This is a genomic window from Streptomyces reniochalinae, from assembly GCF_003323735.1.
Lineage (GTDB): Bacteria > Actinomycetota > Actinomycetes > Streptomycetales > Streptomycetaceae > Streptomyces > Streptomyces reniochalinae.
In genome coordinates this window covers 270,133-283,233 of record NZ_QOIM01000030.1, presented here as the reverse complement: position 1 = coordinate 283,233, position 13,101 = coordinate 270,133, and the positions used below count along the sequence as shown (strand labels likewise).

The 13,101-nt window shown below is 71.5% G+C and carries 14 protein-coding genes and 1 pseudogene; 8 read left to right on the top strand and 7 right to left on the bottom strand.

What is annotated here, in order from left to right; genetic code table 11:
• The first annotated feature begins 47 nt into the window (after positions 1–47).
• A pseudogene (locus tag DQ392_RS12090) lies at positions 48–613 on the top strand (Uma2 family endonuclease).
• A gap of 15 nt (positions 614–628) precedes the next feature.
• On the opposite strand, the gene DQ392_RS12085 reads toward DQ392_RS12090, so the two are convergent.
• Positions 629–1,798, bottom strand: a complete 1,170-nt coding sequence (locus tag DQ392_RS12085; RefSeq protein ID WP_114015544.1) for a hypothetical protein — start codon at positions 1,796–1,798, stop codon at positions 629–631.
• A gap of 124 nt (positions 1,799–1,922) precedes the next feature.
• On the opposite strand from DQ392_RS12085, the gene DQ392_RS12080 reads away from it, so the two are divergent.
• Entirely contained in the window at positions 1,923–3,119 is a 1,197-nt protein-coding gene (locus tag DQ392_RS12080; protein ID WP_245981377.1) for a cystathionine gamma-synthase, read from the top strand.
• A gap of 165 nt (positions 3,120–3,284) precedes the next feature.
• Here DQ392_RS12080 and DQ392_RS12075 read toward each other — a convergent pair whose 3' ends face one another.
• From DQ392_RS12075 to DQ392_RS12065, 3 genes are all read right to left on the bottom strand, one after another.
• Positions 3,285–3,539, bottom strand: coding sequence for a hypothetical protein (locus DQ392_RS12075; protein ID WP_114015543.1), 255 nt, complete (start codon positions 3,537–3,539; stop codon positions 3,285–3,287).
• On the bottom strand, positions 3,526–3,993 hold the full coding sequence (locus DQ392_RS12070) for a sigma factor-like helix-turn-helix DNA-binding protein (RefSeq protein WP_114015542.1): 468 nt from the start codon (positions 3,991–3,993) through the stop codon (positions 3,526–3,528). The genes DQ392_RS12075 and DQ392_RS12070 overlap by 14 nt, the downstream gene beginning before the upstream one ends.
• Before the next feature lie 189 nt (positions 3,994–4,182).
• Positions 4,183–4,752 (bottom strand): MarR family winged helix-turn-helix transcriptional regulator, encoded by a 570-nt coding sequence (locus DQ392_RS12065; RefSeq protein WP_114015541.1) that lies wholly within the window; start codon positions 4,750–4,752, stop codon positions 4,183–4,185.
• Between the two features lie 207 nt (positions 4,753–4,959).
• Between DQ392_RS12065 and ilvA the strand changes: the two genes are divergently transcribed.
• The 3 genes from ilvA (at position 4,960) to DQ392_RS12050 (ending at position 8,447) form a co-directional block, all read left to right on the top strand.
• Positions 4,960–6,204, top strand: coding sequence for a threonine ammonia-lyase (ilvA, locus tag DQ392_RS12060; protein ID WP_114015594.1), 1,245 nt, complete (start codon positions 4,960–4,962; stop codon positions 6,202–6,204).
• 330 nt (positions 6,205–6,534) lie between these two features.
• Positions 6,535–7,587, top strand: coding sequence for an ATP-binding cassette domain-containing protein (locus DQ392_RS12055; protein ID WP_114015540.1), 1,053 nt, complete (start codon positions 6,535–6,537; stop codon positions 7,585–7,587).
• The gene (locus DQ392_RS12050; protein WP_114015539.1) at positions 7,584–8,447 is read left to right on the top strand and encodes an ABC transporter permease; all 864 of its coding nucleotides are present in this window, start codon (positions 7,584–7,586) and stop codon (positions 8,445–8,447) included. Before DQ392_RS12055 ends, DQ392_RS12050 begins: the two co-directional genes overlap by 4 nt.
• Before the next feature lie 114 nt (positions 8,448–8,561).
• On the opposite strand, the gene greA is transcribed toward DQ392_RS12050, so the two are convergent.
• From greA to DQ392_RS12035, 3 genes are all read right to left on the bottom strand, one after another.
• The gene (greA, locus tag DQ392_RS12045) at positions 8,562–9,059 is read right to left on the bottom strand and encodes a transcription elongation factor GreA (RefSeq protein WP_114015538.1); all 498 of its coding nucleotides are present in this window, start codon (positions 9,057–9,059) and stop codon (positions 8,562–8,564) included.
• A 218-nt stretch (positions 9,060–9,277) separates the two neighbouring features.
• The gene (locus tag DQ392_RS12040; RefSeq protein ID WP_114015537.1) at positions 9,278–9,898 is read right to left on the bottom strand and encodes a bifunctional 4-hydroxy-2-oxoglutarate aldolase/2-dehydro-3-deoxy-phosphogluconate aldolase; all 621 of its coding nucleotides are present in this window, start codon (positions 9,896–9,898) and stop codon (positions 9,278–9,280) included.
• A gap of 250 nt (positions 9,899–10,148) precedes the next feature.
• Positions 10,149–10,580 carry a DUF4307 domain-containing protein gene (locus tag DQ392_RS12035; protein ID WP_114015536.1) on the bottom strand — a complete coding sequence of 144 codons (432 nt, stop codon included), beginning with the start codon at positions 10,578–10,580 and terminating at the stop codon, positions 10,149–10,151.
• A 129-nt stretch (positions 10,581–10,709) separates the two neighbouring features.
• Between DQ392_RS12035 and mca the strand changes: the two genes are divergently transcribed.
• The 3 genes from mca to msrA all read left to right on the top strand — a co-directional run bounded on the left by mca (position 10,710) and on the right by msrA (position 12,834).
• Positions 10,710–11,588 carry a mycothiol conjugate amidase Mca gene (gene mca, locus DQ392_RS12030; RefSeq protein WP_114015535.1) on the top strand — a complete coding sequence of 293 codons (879 nt, stop codon included), beginning with the start codon at positions 10,710–10,712 and terminating at the stop codon, positions 11,586–11,588.
• A 4-nt stretch (positions 11,589–11,592) separates the two neighbouring features.
• On the top strand, positions 11,593–12,078 hold the full coding sequence (locus DQ392_RS36180; RefSeq protein ID WP_425470516.1) for a hypothetical protein: 486 nt from the start codon (positions 11,593–11,595) through the stop codon (positions 12,076–12,078).
• A 99-nt stretch (positions 12,079–12,177) separates the two neighbouring features.
• Entirely contained in the window at positions 12,178–12,834 is a 657-nt protein-coding gene (gene msrA / locus DQ392_RS12015; protein ID WP_114015534.1) for a peptide-methionine (S)-S-oxide reductase MsrA, read from the top strand.
• Positions 12,835–13,101 lie beyond the last annotated feature (267 nt).

Sequence of the window (13,101 nt, the reverse complement as noted above, 5' to 3'; positions counted from 1 at the left end):
AGCTCAGCGGGGCTGGAAGTGCCCAGGCTCCTCGACGGAGGTACACCATGGACGCCGAGATGGCGACGCCCGAGCGGATGCACACGCCCGTCAGCGCGGAGCGGTACGACTCCTGGTCCGAGGAGCGGTGCGCCGGCATCGAGATCGTGGACGCGATGGTCGTCGTGAGCCCGAGCGCCTCCAAGCGGCGCAACCGGCTGGCTCGGATTCTGGCCCATGCCCTGGACGCAGCCGCGGGCCCGGGCTGGAACGCGGACACGGACTTCGACGTCCGCTTGCAGGACGTGCCGCTCACCAACCGCCGTCCGGATGTCATCGTCTACCGGGCGGAAACCATCGACCTCACGCCTACCCGCCCGAACACGTGCTTTTAATCGTCGAGATGGTGTCGCCCGGCTCGGAGACCACAGACCGGATCGTGAAGGTCGACCAGTACGCCAAGGCCGGCATCCCCTTCTACCGGCGGGTCGAGCAGGCCGCCACCGGTGTCCCGATCGTCTACACCTACGTCCTCGACCCTGCCAACAGGTCCTACCGGGACGGCGAGGTGTTCACCGGCACGATCAGGACTGCCGCACCCTTCTCCGTCACTGTCGATCCGGGAGCCGTCTGACAGCGCTGTCAGACGTCAGGGCTGCGAGGCCCTGGCGCCTCCCGTGGACTCCCAGCCGGCGACCGCCAGTGCGCGGTAGGCGGCGTAGGTGGCGGCCGGGTCGCCCTCGTCGACCCAGGGGACGGCGCCCACGTGGCCGTCGACGGCGGCGAGGGCCTCCATGGCCTCGCCGTAGCGCTCGGCGCGGACGAGGAACCACACCAGGAGGTGCAGCACGTGGGGGCGCACCGGGTGGTCGTCGTCGACCTGGTCGACGGCGTACTCGGCGGCCTCGATGGCGTGGCTGATCTCCTCGCTCGCGTAGAGGCCGCGGACCATGTTGACCTCGGGCAGGTGGTCGTAGGCCGCGAACAGCGGCAGGGCGGCGAGGAGGGAGCCCTCGGGGGCGTGGGCGGCCGCCGCGCGGGCGAAGCCGTCGGCCTGCTCCTTGGAGCCCATCGACTTCGCCGACCAGTACGGCAGCGCCGCCAGGTGGGCGCCCATGTGGTCGGGGGCCAGGCGGCGCACGCTGTCCCACAGGGACGCGAAATCGGCCTCGCGGTAGTTGAGCCGGCGGGCGATGTGCAGTTCGGTGATGTGGGGCGTGGGGTCGGCGGGGGCGAGTTGGGCCGCGTCATGGGCGACGTTGCGCGCCTCCTCCAGGATGATGCGGTGGTCGGCGGAACCGGGTTCGGCGAGCGCCTGGAAGACGAGGAACTGCGCGTACACCTGCGCACCGCCGTGGTCGTGCGGCTGCTGTGCGCGCCACTGCCGAAGCCACCGCGCGTCCTGCTGGACCGCGGCCCGCTCCTTGCTGAAGGACACCACGTCGGCGGGTCCTTCCGCGCCGGCCTCCCGCGCCCGCTCCCGCGCGCGTGCCAGTTCCATGGCCGCCGCGCCCGCGAGGGACTGCACCCGCTGCCAGCGCAGTTCGTACTCGTCGCCTGTCAGTGCCAGCATCCGCGCCACCGGCTCCCAGTCCTGCGTCCGCTGGGACTCCTCCAGCGCCTCGACGAGTTCCCTGTCGGGTCCCGGCAGCCGTACGTCCAGCTGCTCGGCGGGGACGAAGCCGTACCCGGCTCCCGGGTCGACGGCCTGGACCAGCCCCTGCCTGCCCTCCTGCCGCAGGCGTCGGCGGCGCATCGCGGGATAGGCCACCACACCGAAGAGAGCGGCGAGTGCGATCAGCAGGAACAGGGCTTCCATGGCGGCGGGTCTCCACGGTGTGACGGGGCGGCGGCGGGGTTCGGCTGCGGGCTGGGTGGGAATGCGGGGTGAGCTCTTGTGAGCGCGCCCCCACTCCACCGTACGGCCCACTAGTCTCGCCCCCATGAGTGAGCAGCGTGACAACCGCACCAGCGGCGGGGACCGGACGACCTCGGTGCCCCCGCCGCACGGCTTCGAGACCCTCGCCATCCACGCGGGCCAGACCGCCGACCCGGCCACGGGAGCCGTGGTCCCGCCCATCCACCAGGTCTCCACCTACAAGCAGGACGGTGTCGGCGGGCTGCGCGGCGGCTACGAGTACAGCCGCTCCGCCAACCCCACCCGCACCGCGCTGGAGGAGAACCTCGCCGCGCTGGAGGGCGGCAGGCGCGGCCTGGCCTTCGCCTCCGGGCTGGCGGCCGAGGACTGCCTGCTGCGCACCGTGCTCACACCCGGTGACCACGTGGTGATCCCGAACGACGCGTACGGCGGCACGTTCCGGCTGTTCGCGCGGGTCGCCGAGCGGTGGGGCGTCCAGTGGTCGGTCGCCGACTCCTCCGACCCGGCCGCCGTACGGGCCGCGCTGCGCGAGCGCACCAAGGCCGTCTGGGTGGAGACCCCCTCCAATCCGCTGCTGGGTGTCACCGACATCGCGGCCGTCGCGGAGGTCGCCGGCGCCGCGGGCGCGCGGCTGGTGGTGGACAACACCTTCGCCAGCCCCTACCTCCAGCAGCCCCTGGCGCTCGGCGCCGACGTGGTCGTCCACTCGACGACCAAGTACATGGGCGGGCACTCCGACGTGGTCGGCGGCGCCCTCGTCGTCGCCGACCCCGCGCTCGGTGACGAACTGGCCTTCCACCAGAACGCGATGGGGGCGATCGCGGGACCGTTCGACTCCTGGCTGGTGATGCGGGGCATCAAGACGCTGGGGGTGCGCATGGACCGGCACGGGGAGAACGCGGCCCGCCTCGTGCAGCTGCTGACGGCGCACCCGGAGGTGACCGAGGTCTTCTACCCGGGGCTGCCCTCTCATCCGGGGCACGAGATCGCCGCGAAGCAGATGCGGGGCTTCGGCGGCATGGTGTCCTTCCGCGTGACGGGCGGCGAGGAGGCGGCCGTGCGGGTGTGCGACCGGACTCGGCTGTTCACCCTGGGTGAGTCCCTCGGCGGTGTCGAGTCCCTGATCGAGCACCCGGGCCGGATGACCCACGCCTCCGTCGCGGGCTCGGCCCTGGAGGTGCCCGCCGACCTGGTGCGGCTGTCGGTCGGCATCGAGTCCGCCGACGACCTGCTGGCCGATCTGACCCAGGCACTGGGCTGAGCGAACGGGTACCAGTACCTCGTTCCTTCCCGTCCCTCCGGGTGGGGGGACGGGCCTCGCTTTTTCCCGTCCCTCCGCGCGGGATTCTTGCCGTCCCTCCGCGTGGGAAGGGAGGGCCGGGCCTCGTTCCTTCCCCTCCCTCCCGCGCGGAGGGAGGGGAAGGTGTCACCACCCCGCGGTGGGAGACGTCGTCGTGGGGGGCGTTGCCGTCCAGGGGCCGAGGGCGAGGGCCCACACCAGCAGGGCGGCGAGACCGACCAGCGCCCCGGCCCACAGAGCCGTCCGCAGGGCCCGGCGCCGCCCCAGCAACCGCTCCCCTTCCGTGCGCGCCCGCTCGGCGAGGTCCGGGGGCACGGACTCCGCGGTGCGCTGTTCCAGCAGCCGCCGCACCTCCGCCTCCTTGCGGTCAGGCAGGCTCATGCGCCGCTCCCTGGTCCGGTGGCCGGCTGAGCACCGTCGCCAGGGCCCGCGTGTGCAGTGTCCGTATCCGCTCGACGGGCAGTCCGAGCCCGGCGGCGACCTGTTCCTCGGCGACGCCCTCGTACAGCCGCAGCACCAGGACGAGCCGTTCCGCGGGGGTGAGTGCCCCCAACAGGCCGCCGCGGGAGCGGCGGTGGCGCAGGCCGGTGCGGGCGAAGTGCGCGGCCAGCTCCTGGCGCGTGCGTTCGTAGGGGTCCTCGCCGCGCATCCGGTACCAGTCGGCGCGGGTGCGGGCCAGCGCCCGTACGAGGAGCCGCTCGGCCGCGGGCGCGCTGCCGGGGGGTTCGGCGGTCAGCAGGGTGGCGGCGTGCAGCAGCCTGCCGCCGGCCCCCGCGACGAACGCCTCGAACTCGCGCGCGCTCAGGCGCTCCGTCTGTGCCTGACGCTCTCGCACGCCGCCTCCCGCGCGCGTTCCGCGCGACGCTCCCCCGGCCTCCTGTGCCGCTATAGGACGGCAGGCGGCCAGATCAAATCAAGAGGCGCGTCGGGAGCTTCGCCGGAGCGCGTCGCGCGGGGCCGCTCCCCGGTGGTCGGGGCCACGGTTTCGACGGGCGCGCGGCCGGTGGTGTCCCCGTGGGGCGGCTCAGGAGCCTGACCTGGGCGGCTGGCCGAGGCCGCCGGGGTGCAGGTCGAGCATCGCCCCGTTGAAGCGGGTGAGCAGCTTGCAGAAGGTGCCGCGTTCCTCTTCCGTCCACTCCTGCGTGATGAGCTGCATCAGGTTGCGCCGCGAGGAGCGGACCTCTTCCAGCCTGGCCTCGCCGCGCGGGGAGAGCTGGAGCACGACCGCGCGGCCGTCCTCCGGGTGGGAGGTCCGCTTGACCAGCCCGGACTCGACGAGGGGCGCGACCTGCCGGGTCACGGTGGAGGAGTCGATCCCCATGCCGGCTGCGAGCGCCTTGACGCCCATGGGGCCCTCCTGGTCGAGCCGGTTGAGCAGGAGGTAGGCGGCACGGTCCATGGAGTTGCGGGCCTGTCCGAGCCCGCCGAGCCGGGTCTGTTCCGCGCGGCGCGCGTACACCGCCAGCTGGTGCTGCATGGCGTCCAGCACGGCTGTGGAGGAAGGGGCACCGCTGTCGGCAGGCACCGCGGGTTCGTCCTGGAGTCGTCCCGGGGTGTCTGAGGTGTCTGTCGTCATGTCCGGGTGCGTGGGCATGGCACGTGCGCTCACTTCGTCAGTCTGCGGGAGTTTTTGAGGAATTTTGACGGTTTAGGGATGGTTTGTTGGTCGGGATGACCTGAGCATGTGCCGACAGAGTACGCGGCAGTGGCCCAGGGTGTACCTCCGCTGCACGAACCAGTGACGCGGACCACCCCGGGCGACCGCGCTCAGGCCGTACCGGCGGACTGCCAGACTGGCGGCATGGCCTCCAGTGCACCGCCCCGCGCCACCCACGGGTTTGACCTGCCCGTCTGTCTCGACGACGTGCGCCGCGCGCACAAAACACTCTCCGGGATCGCCCGTACCACCGCCGTGGAGGGAAGCCGGCACCTCTCCTCGCTCGTCGGCGCACCGGTCCACCTCAAGTGCGAGAACCTCCAGCGCACCGGCTCCTTCAAGCTGCGCGGCGCCTACGTGCGCATCGCCGGACTCTCCGCGCGGGAGCGGCGGCGCGGCGTCGTGGCGGCGAGCGCCGGCAACCACGCGCAGGGCGTCGCCCTCGCGGCCTCGCTGCTGGGCGTGGCCTCCACCGTTTTCATGCCGGTCGGCGCCCCTCTGCCGAAGGTGGCGGCCACCCGCGAGTACGGGGCGCGGGTGCGCATGCACGGTTCTGTGGTGGACGAGACTCTGGAGGCGGCCAAGGAGTACGCGCACGCCACCGGCGCCGTCTTCATCCACCCTTTCGACCACCCGGACGTGGTGGCGGGCCAGGGCACGCTCGGCCTGGAACTGCTCGAACAGTGCCCCGAGGTGCGCACCGTGGTGGTCGGTGTCGGCGGAGGCGGGCTGCTCGCCGGCATGGCGGTGGCCATCAAGGCGCTCCGTCCCGACGTGCGGCTCGTGGGGGTGCAGGCCGAGGGTGCGGCCGCCTACCCCCCGTCGCTGGCGGCCGGGCGGCCGACGGCGCTGGAGTCGGCCTCGACCATGGCCGACGGCATCAAGGTCGGCAAACCGGGAGACGTCCCGTTCCGCATCATCGACACGCTGGTGGACGAAATCCGCACCGTCTCCGAAGACGCCCTCTCCAGCGCGCTGTTGCTCTGCCTCGAAAGGGCGAAACTGGTGGTCGAGCCCGCGGGAGCCAGCTCGGTCGCGGCGCTGCTGTCGGCCCCCGACGGCTTCGAGGGCCCCGTCGCCGCGGTGCTCTCTGGCGGCAACGTCGACCCCCTCGTCCTCCAGCGCACGCTGCGGCACGGCATGGCGGCGGCCGGCCGCTACCTGTCGCTGCGGCTGCGCCTGTCCGACAGGCCCGGCGCCCTGGCCGCGCTGATGAGCGAGCTGTCCACGGCCGACGCCAACGTGCTCGACGTCAGCCACGTCCGCACCGACCCGCGGCTCGGACTCGACGAGGTGGAGGTGGAGCTGCACCTGGAGACGAAGGGCCCCGAGCACTGCGTCGAGGTGGCGTCCGGGCTGCGCGCGGCGGGCTACACGGTCGTCAGCTGAGGGGCGGCTCGACTGGGCGCTGTCAGCGCTGAGCACGGAACGTGGGCGTGCGGGGCCGGGGACGCGGGGGCACGGCACACGGGCACGGCGGCACACGGATGCGGAACCAGGACACGGCGAACTCACGGACCATCAACTCCCGGACCATCAACTCACGGGCCATCAACTCACGGACTATCGCGAAATGCGGTTGACGCGATACATCGCGTCGGCTCATACTGCTGTCGCCGGGCCGGAACCCGCCGCACGTCCGTGTATGCACGCCGGAACTTTCGGACGGATCTAGCATTTTTCGTAGAGCCACGCGCTCCACACCCCGGGAGACCATCCATGCCAGGTGCCATTTACGCCGAGGGGCTGGTGAAAGCCTTCGGCGACGTGAAGGCGCTGGACGGCGTCGACCTCGACGTCCCCGAATCCACCGTGCTCGGCCTGCTCGGACCCAACGGCGCGGGCAAGACCACCGCGGTCCGGGTCCTGACCACCCTGCTGAGGCCCGACGCGGGCAAAGCCGTCGTCGCGGGCACCGACGTGCTCAAGAACCCCACGGCGGTGCGCCGTTCGATCGGCCTGTCAGGGCAGTTCGCCGCCGTCGACGAATACCTGACAGGCCGTGAGAACCTGCAGATGGTCGGCCAGCTCTACCAGATGTCCGGTCGCGACGCGAAGAAGCGTGCGAAGGAGCTGCTGGAGCGGTTCAACCTCGCCGACGCCGCAGACCGCACCGCCAAGACCTACTCGGGCGGCATGCGCCGCCGGCTCGACCTCGCCGCCGCGCTGGTGGTCAGCCCGCCCGTGATGTTCATGGACGAGCCCACCACCGGGCTCGACCCCCGCAACAGGCAGCAACTGTGGGAGGTCATCGAGGAGCTCGTCGCCGGCGGTACGACGGTGCTGCTGACCACGCAGTATCTCGACGAGGCCGACAGGCTCGCGCACGACATCGCCGTCGTCGACCACGGCAGAGTCATCGCGCGCGGCACCTCCGACCAGCTCAAGGCCCAGACCGGCGGCGAGCGCGTCGAAGTCGTCGTCCACGAGCGCGAGGAGATCCCCACCGCGCGGGAGATCCTCGAAGGCCACGCGCTGCGCGGCGCCGCCGGGCGGGAGAGCTGCACCGTCGAGGAACACACCCGCAAGCTGACGGTGCCCGTCACCGGAGGCGCCAAGCTCCTCGCCGAGGTCATCCGGGAGCTGGACACCCGCGGCGTCGAGATCGACGACATCGGCCTGCGCCGCCCCACCCTCGACGACGTCTTCATCTCCCTGACGGGCCACGCCGCCGAGGGCGAGCCGGAGCAGGGGAAGGACACCGACAACCAGCCGGACACCGACACCGACGCGTCCCCGAACGCGGCGCAGCGCAAGGAGGCCACCAAGTGAGTGCCACCGCCCAGGCGGCGCCCGCCGGAACCGCGCCGAAGGGGCGCGGCGGAATCGTCCAGTCCGTCACCGACTCCCTGGTGATGGCCAAGCGCAACCTCATCCGCATGGTGCGCATCCCCGAGGTCGTCATCTTCGGACTGATCCAGCCGATCATGTTCGTGGTGCTCTTCAGCTACGTCTTCGGCGGCTCTATCAAGGTCCCCGGGTCCGGCACGGACGCCGCTTCCTACCGCGAGTTCCTGATGGCGGGCATCTTCGCGCAGACCGTCACCTTCGCGACGGCGGGCGCGGGAGCCGGCATAGCGGAGGACATGCACAAGGGCCTCATCGACCGCTTCCGTTCGCTGCCCATGGCACGCGGCGCCGTACTGACCGGGCGCACCCTGGCCGACCTCGTCCAGACGGCGCTGACCCTCGTCGTCCTCGCCGTCGTCGCCGCCCTCGTGGGGTGGAGCGCCCACGACGGCATCCCCAAGGCACTGGCGGGATTCGGGCTGCTGTTGCTGCTGGGCTACGCGTTCACCTGGATCGGCGCACTGATCGGCCTCTCGGTGCGGACACCGGAGGCCGCCACCTCGGGCGGGCTGGTGTGGCTGTTCCCGCTGACGTTCATCTCCGTCGCGTTCGTGCCCTCCCAGAACATGCCGGGCTTCCTCCAGCACCTCGCCGAGTGGAACCCGTTCAGCGCCACCGTCGTCGCCGCACGGGAGCTGTTCGGCAACCTGCCGCCCGGCTATCCGGTACCGGACGCCTGGCCCATGCAGCACCCGGTCTGGGCCTCGCTGATCTGGTCGGCCGCCATCATCGTGGTCTTCCGCACCCTGGCGGTCCGCAAGTACCGCAACGCCACGGCCTGACGAGCCCGGCAGCCCGGAGCCCGGCAGCCCCAACGGGCGGAAAACGGCGGGCGGCCCGCGCACAACACGCGCGGGCCGCCCGCCGTCAGCACCCGTGGGCCGGTTCGCCGCCCCTCAGCCCTGGTAGGGCTTCGCCTCCAGGATCCGGACGGAGGCCATCTTGCCGTTCGGCAGCTCGTACTCGGCGTCCTCGCCCACCTTCTTGCCGTTCACACCGGTGCCCAGCGGCGACTGCGGGGAGTACGTCTCGATGTCCGTGCTGGCGTACTCGCGGGACGCCAGCAGGAAGGTGATGGTGTCGTCCTCGTCGCCGTCGAAGGCGATCTTCACCACCATGCCGGGCTCGACCACACCGTCGTCCGCCGGAGCCTCACCGACCTTCGCGTTCTCCAGGAGTTGCTGGAGCTGGCGGATCCGCAGCTCCTGCTTGCCCTGCTCCTCCTTGGCCGCGTGGTACCCGCCGTTCTCGCGGAGGTCGCCCTCCTCGCGAGCCGCCTCGATCTTCTTCGAGATCTCGGTACGTGCAGGACCCGACAGGTACTCCAGCTCGGCCTTGAGCTGGGAGTACGCCTCCTGGGTCAGCCAGGTGACGTTGTCGCTGGTCTGGGTCACAGGTGCTCCTCGTCGGTACTGGGATGTCAGCTGATGCAGCAATCGCCCTACCAGACAGGCTGCGCCTTCACTGGTGGGCGAAACCACGAGCTTAACAATTTCGGCGGAAAAGGGAAGAAGGCCGTGGCTCCGCCGCAGGTCACAGCCGCAAGAGCACACCACACGAGCAGGCCGCGCGCGTCACCGGGGCCAGGGACGCCCCGCGCCGCGTGGGGCGGTCACCTCGCGCGGGCCAGCGCGTCCAGCAGCGCGGGCACCCGCTTCCCGGCCGCCTCGGGCCCACCCGAGGTGAGCGCGGACCCCAGACCGCAGGCCACGGCTCCCGCCGCGATCCACTCCGGTGCGGTCTCGACGGTCACCCCGCCGGTGGGGATGAGCGGCGCCTGGGGCAGCGCCGCCCGCACGTCCCGGACCCACGAGGGCGCGACGGCGGAGGCGGGGAAGAGCTTGAGCGCGTCCGCGCCGTCCTCCAGGGCGCGGACGATCTCCGTGGGCGAGGCGACGCCCGGGAACACCGGCACCCCGTACCGGTGACCGGTGCGCAGCACCTCCCGGTGGAGGCTCGGCGAGACGAGGAAGCGCGCGCCCGCTTCGATCGCCGCGCGTGCCGCGGTCTCGTCGAGGACGGATCCCGCGCCGATGAGAGCTGTCGGACGCGCCGCGGTCAGCTCGTCGAGGGCGCGGAGCGCCTGCGGGGTGGTGAGGGCCACCTCCACCGCGTCGAGCCCCGCGTCGAGCACGGTGCCCGCCGCTGTGACGGCTTCGCCCGGTGTGGCCGTGCGGACGATGCCGAACGCGCGCTGGGCGGTGATGGCCTGGGTGGCTTCGTGGCGGTACATGCGGGTCGCTCTGCTCCTGGTCGCGCTGGTGCTGCCGCCACGACCCCTGCCCCTGATCCGCGAACCGACTCCCTTTTCCCCTCGGAAGGACGGCATTCTCTCCGGAGGACACTTCCCTCGCGGCATTCCCTCGCGAGGCCGGCATTCCCTCAAGGGCTCCACGGGTTTTCCTCGGGAGGACGACCCCGAAAGCGGCGGGCACGGCCGGGGAAGGGGCGAGAACCGCCGGAAGTGACCGGCGCGCGGCCGCCTACCTCTTCTCGCAGCCCAGCAGCTCCGCACTGGTGGCGCGGGAGGTGGTCCGCACGGTGACGACCTTGTCGACGCGCGCGGTACCCGCGTCGAACGCCGCGGACCTGCGTCCGACCTCGGAACCGTTCTCCGCGCGGGAGCGCAGCGTGCACACGCCTTCGGCGCTCTGGTCCTTGCGCACCTCCAGGTGCACTTCCACCGCGCTGTCGGAGACGACCTTGAACTTGATCACTTCGCCGCTGACGTCCTGCCCGGAGACGTAGGAGGCGCCGATCCAGCCGATGAGCGCCAGAAACAGGACTCCCAGCACACCACCGGTGATCTTCAGCCGGCGGTCCGTGCGCGCATCCGTGCGGCCCACACCCGCGCCGGAGCTCCCTGTGGTACGCCCGTAGCGCCCTTCCGGGGCCTTCTGGCGCAGATCGGCCATGGCGCGGGTTCCTCTCGGCGGCGCGGGGGATCGTACCGGGAATACATCACGGTCCTCGTTCGGTCACTATAGAAGCCGCCCGCGATACCGCTGAAGGCGGGCCGATGGCCGACTTACGAGGATTGAGTTGTGACTGAGCAACTGCGACTGATGGCCGTGCACGCGCACCCCGACGACGAGTCGAGCAAGGGCGCGGCCACCATGGCGAAGTACGTCGACGAGGGGGTGGACGTGCTGGTCGCGACGTGTACCGGGGGAGAGCGTGGCTCCATCCTCAACCCGAAGCTCCAGGGCGACACCTACGTCGAGGCGAACATCCACGAGGTGCGCAGGAAGGAGATGGACGAGGCCAGGGAGATCCTGGGGGTGAAGCAGGCGTGGCTCGGCTTCGTCGACTCGGGGCTGCCCGAGGGCGACCCGCTGCCGCCGCTGCCGGAGGGCTGCTTCGCTCTGGTCGAGGTGGACGAGGCGGCCGGCGCGCTGGTGCGGCTGATCCGCGAGTTCCGCCCGCAGGTGATCACCACCTACGACGAGAACGGCGGCTACCCGCACCCCGACCACATCATGACGCACAAGATCACCATGGTCGCGTTCGAGCACGCCGCGGACACGGAGAAGTATCCGGAGGCGGAGTTCGGGGCGCCCTGGCAGCCGCTGAAGGTCTACTACAACCAGGGCTTCAACCGGCAGCGCACCCTGGCGATGCACCACGCGATGATCGAGCGCGGGCTGGAGTCGCCGTACACGGAGTGGCTGGAGCGCTGGGAGAAGATGAAGGTAAAGGAGCGCGAGCTCACCACCTTCGTGCCCTGCGGCGACTTCTTCGAGATCCGTGACAAGGCGCTCATCGCGCACGCCACGCAGATCGACCCGGACGGGGGATGGTTCCGCGTCCCGATGGACATCCAGCGGGAGGTCTGGCCGACCGAGGAGTACGAGCTGGCGAAGTCCCTCGTGGAGACCTCCCTCCCCGAGGACGACCTCTTCGCGGGGATCCGCGAGAATTGATGGTATGAGCCCGACGCAGACAACGCTCGTCCAGGTCCTTCCGCTGGCCAAGGACCTGGACGAGAACAAGGTGACTCCCGGCGTGCTCGGCTTCGTCGTCTTCGCGGTCATCGGCCTGGCCGTGTGGCTGCTGATGAAGTCGATGAACAAGCACATGAACCGGGTGGACTTCGAGGAGCAGCCGGCGGCCGGGGGCGGCAGCGCCCCCGTCGGCGGACCGGACGGGGCCGGGGACGGCGGCACGCCCGGGGGGACGTCCAAGGACGTCGCCGAGCCGGACGAGTCCACCGAGGCAGACGCGGGGGCTGAGGCAGACGCGGCGGCTGAGGCCGCTGGGGCGGGCGAGAGCACGAAGACCACGGCGGGGGAGAAGAAGACCGAGGTCACGGCCGGAGCGGCCGCCACGTCCTCGGCGCCCTCGGCAGCCGCAGCGCCCTCGGCGGCCTCGTCGTCCTCCTCGCCCTCCTCGTCCGCGAAGTCGCAGGGCTGACGACCGCACCGGCCCCACACCGGCCACACGCCGCCTCCGCCACCCCGGACACGGCCCTCCGACTCCCCCCATCACTCCGACTTCCGTCTGGAGAAGCACATGCTGTTCGGCAGGTTCAAGAACCGCGTTCCCACCCCGGAGGAGGCCCTGCAAGGCCGCCCGGAGCCGGAGTTCGCCGTGCCCGAGCGTCACACCGTGCTCGGCACGGCGTTGCAGGGCCCGTATCCGGAGGGCCTGGAGGTGGCCGACTTCGGCATGGGCTGCTTCTGGGGCGCCGAGCGGGTCTTCTGGACGACGGACGGCGTCTGGACGACTCTCGTCGGCTACCAGGGCGGGTCCACCCCGCACCCCACGTACGAGGAGGTCTGCTCGGGCCTCACAGGACACGCCGAGGTCGTCCGCGTCGTCTTCGACCCGGCGAAGGTCTCCTACGGGACGCTCCTCAAGCGCTTCTGGGAGGCGCACGACCCGACCCAGGGCTTCCGCCAGGGCAACGACACGGGCACCCAGTACCGCTCGGCGGTCTACACCCACTCCGAGGCGCAGGCGAGCACGGCGGAGGCGTCCAGGGCCGCCTACCAGCAGGTCCTCACCGCCTCAGGCCACGGAGAGATCACCACGGAGATCGTCCCCGCCGAGGACCGCCCCTTCTACCCGGCCGAGGGCTACCACCAGCAGTATCTCGACAAGAACCCGGCGGGTTACTGCGGTATCGGCGGTACCGGCGTGAGCTGCCCTGTGGGGCCGGCCTCGTAAGGAGAGCTGAGCACGCCTGACGAGGCCGTCGGCCCCGTGGCGCACCCGCCGCCCCCGCTCGGTTGCGAGCGGGGGCGTTCGTCGTCGCCTCCGGAGGCCAGGAAGCAGGCGCACAACACTTCCGCATTGCGGAGGTGCAATTTCGGCCATCGAAACGTACTGCGCGGAGGACGCACGGCCGGAAGGCGCCGGTTCGCTGCCGTACACGGCGGCGAGGGGCTCGACCGGCGCGTACGGCCACGTGGTTCGCCACGCGGTAAGGGGTGG

Coding starts and splice junctions, on each gene's coding strand:
- DQ392_RS12065 (WP_114015541.1), bottom strand. CDS start 4,752: ATGCCCACGCACCCGGACATGACGACAGACACCTCAGACACCCCGGGA.
- DQ392_RS12080 (WP_245981377.1), top strand. CDS start 1,923: ATGAGTGAGCAGCGTGACAACCGCACCAGCGGCGGGGACCGGACGACC.
- DQ392_RS12075 (WP_114015543.1), bottom strand. CDS start 3,539: ATGAGCCTGCCTGACCGCAAGGAGGCGGAGGTGCGGCGGCTGCTGGAA.
- DQ392_RS36180 (WP_425470516.1), top strand. CDS start 11,593: ATGAGCCCGACGCAGACAACGCTCGTCCAGGTCCTTCCGCTGGCCAAG.
- msrA (WP_114015534.1), top strand. CDS start 12,178: ATGCTGTTCGGCAGGTTCAAGAACCGCGTTCCCACCCCGGAGGAGGCC.
- ilvA (WP_114015594.1), top strand. CDS start 4,960: ATGGCCTCCAGTGCACCGCCCCGCGCCACCCACGGGTTTGACCTGCCC.
- DQ392_RS12035 (WP_114015536.1), bottom strand. CDS start 10,580: ATGGCCGATCTGCGCCAGAAGGCCCCGGAAGGGCGCTACGGGCGTACC.
- DQ392_RS12040 (WP_114015537.1), bottom strand. CDS start 9,898: ATGTACCGCCACGAAGCCACCCAGGCCATCACCGCCCAGCGCGCGTTC.
- DQ392_RS12085 (WP_114015544.1), bottom strand. CDS start 1,798: ATGGAAGCCCTGTTCCTGCTGATCGCACTCGCCGCTCTCTTCGGTGTG.
- DQ392_RS12055 (WP_114015540.1), top strand. CDS start 6,535: ATGCCAGGTGCCATTTACGCCGAGGGGCTGGTGAAAGCCTTCGGCGAC.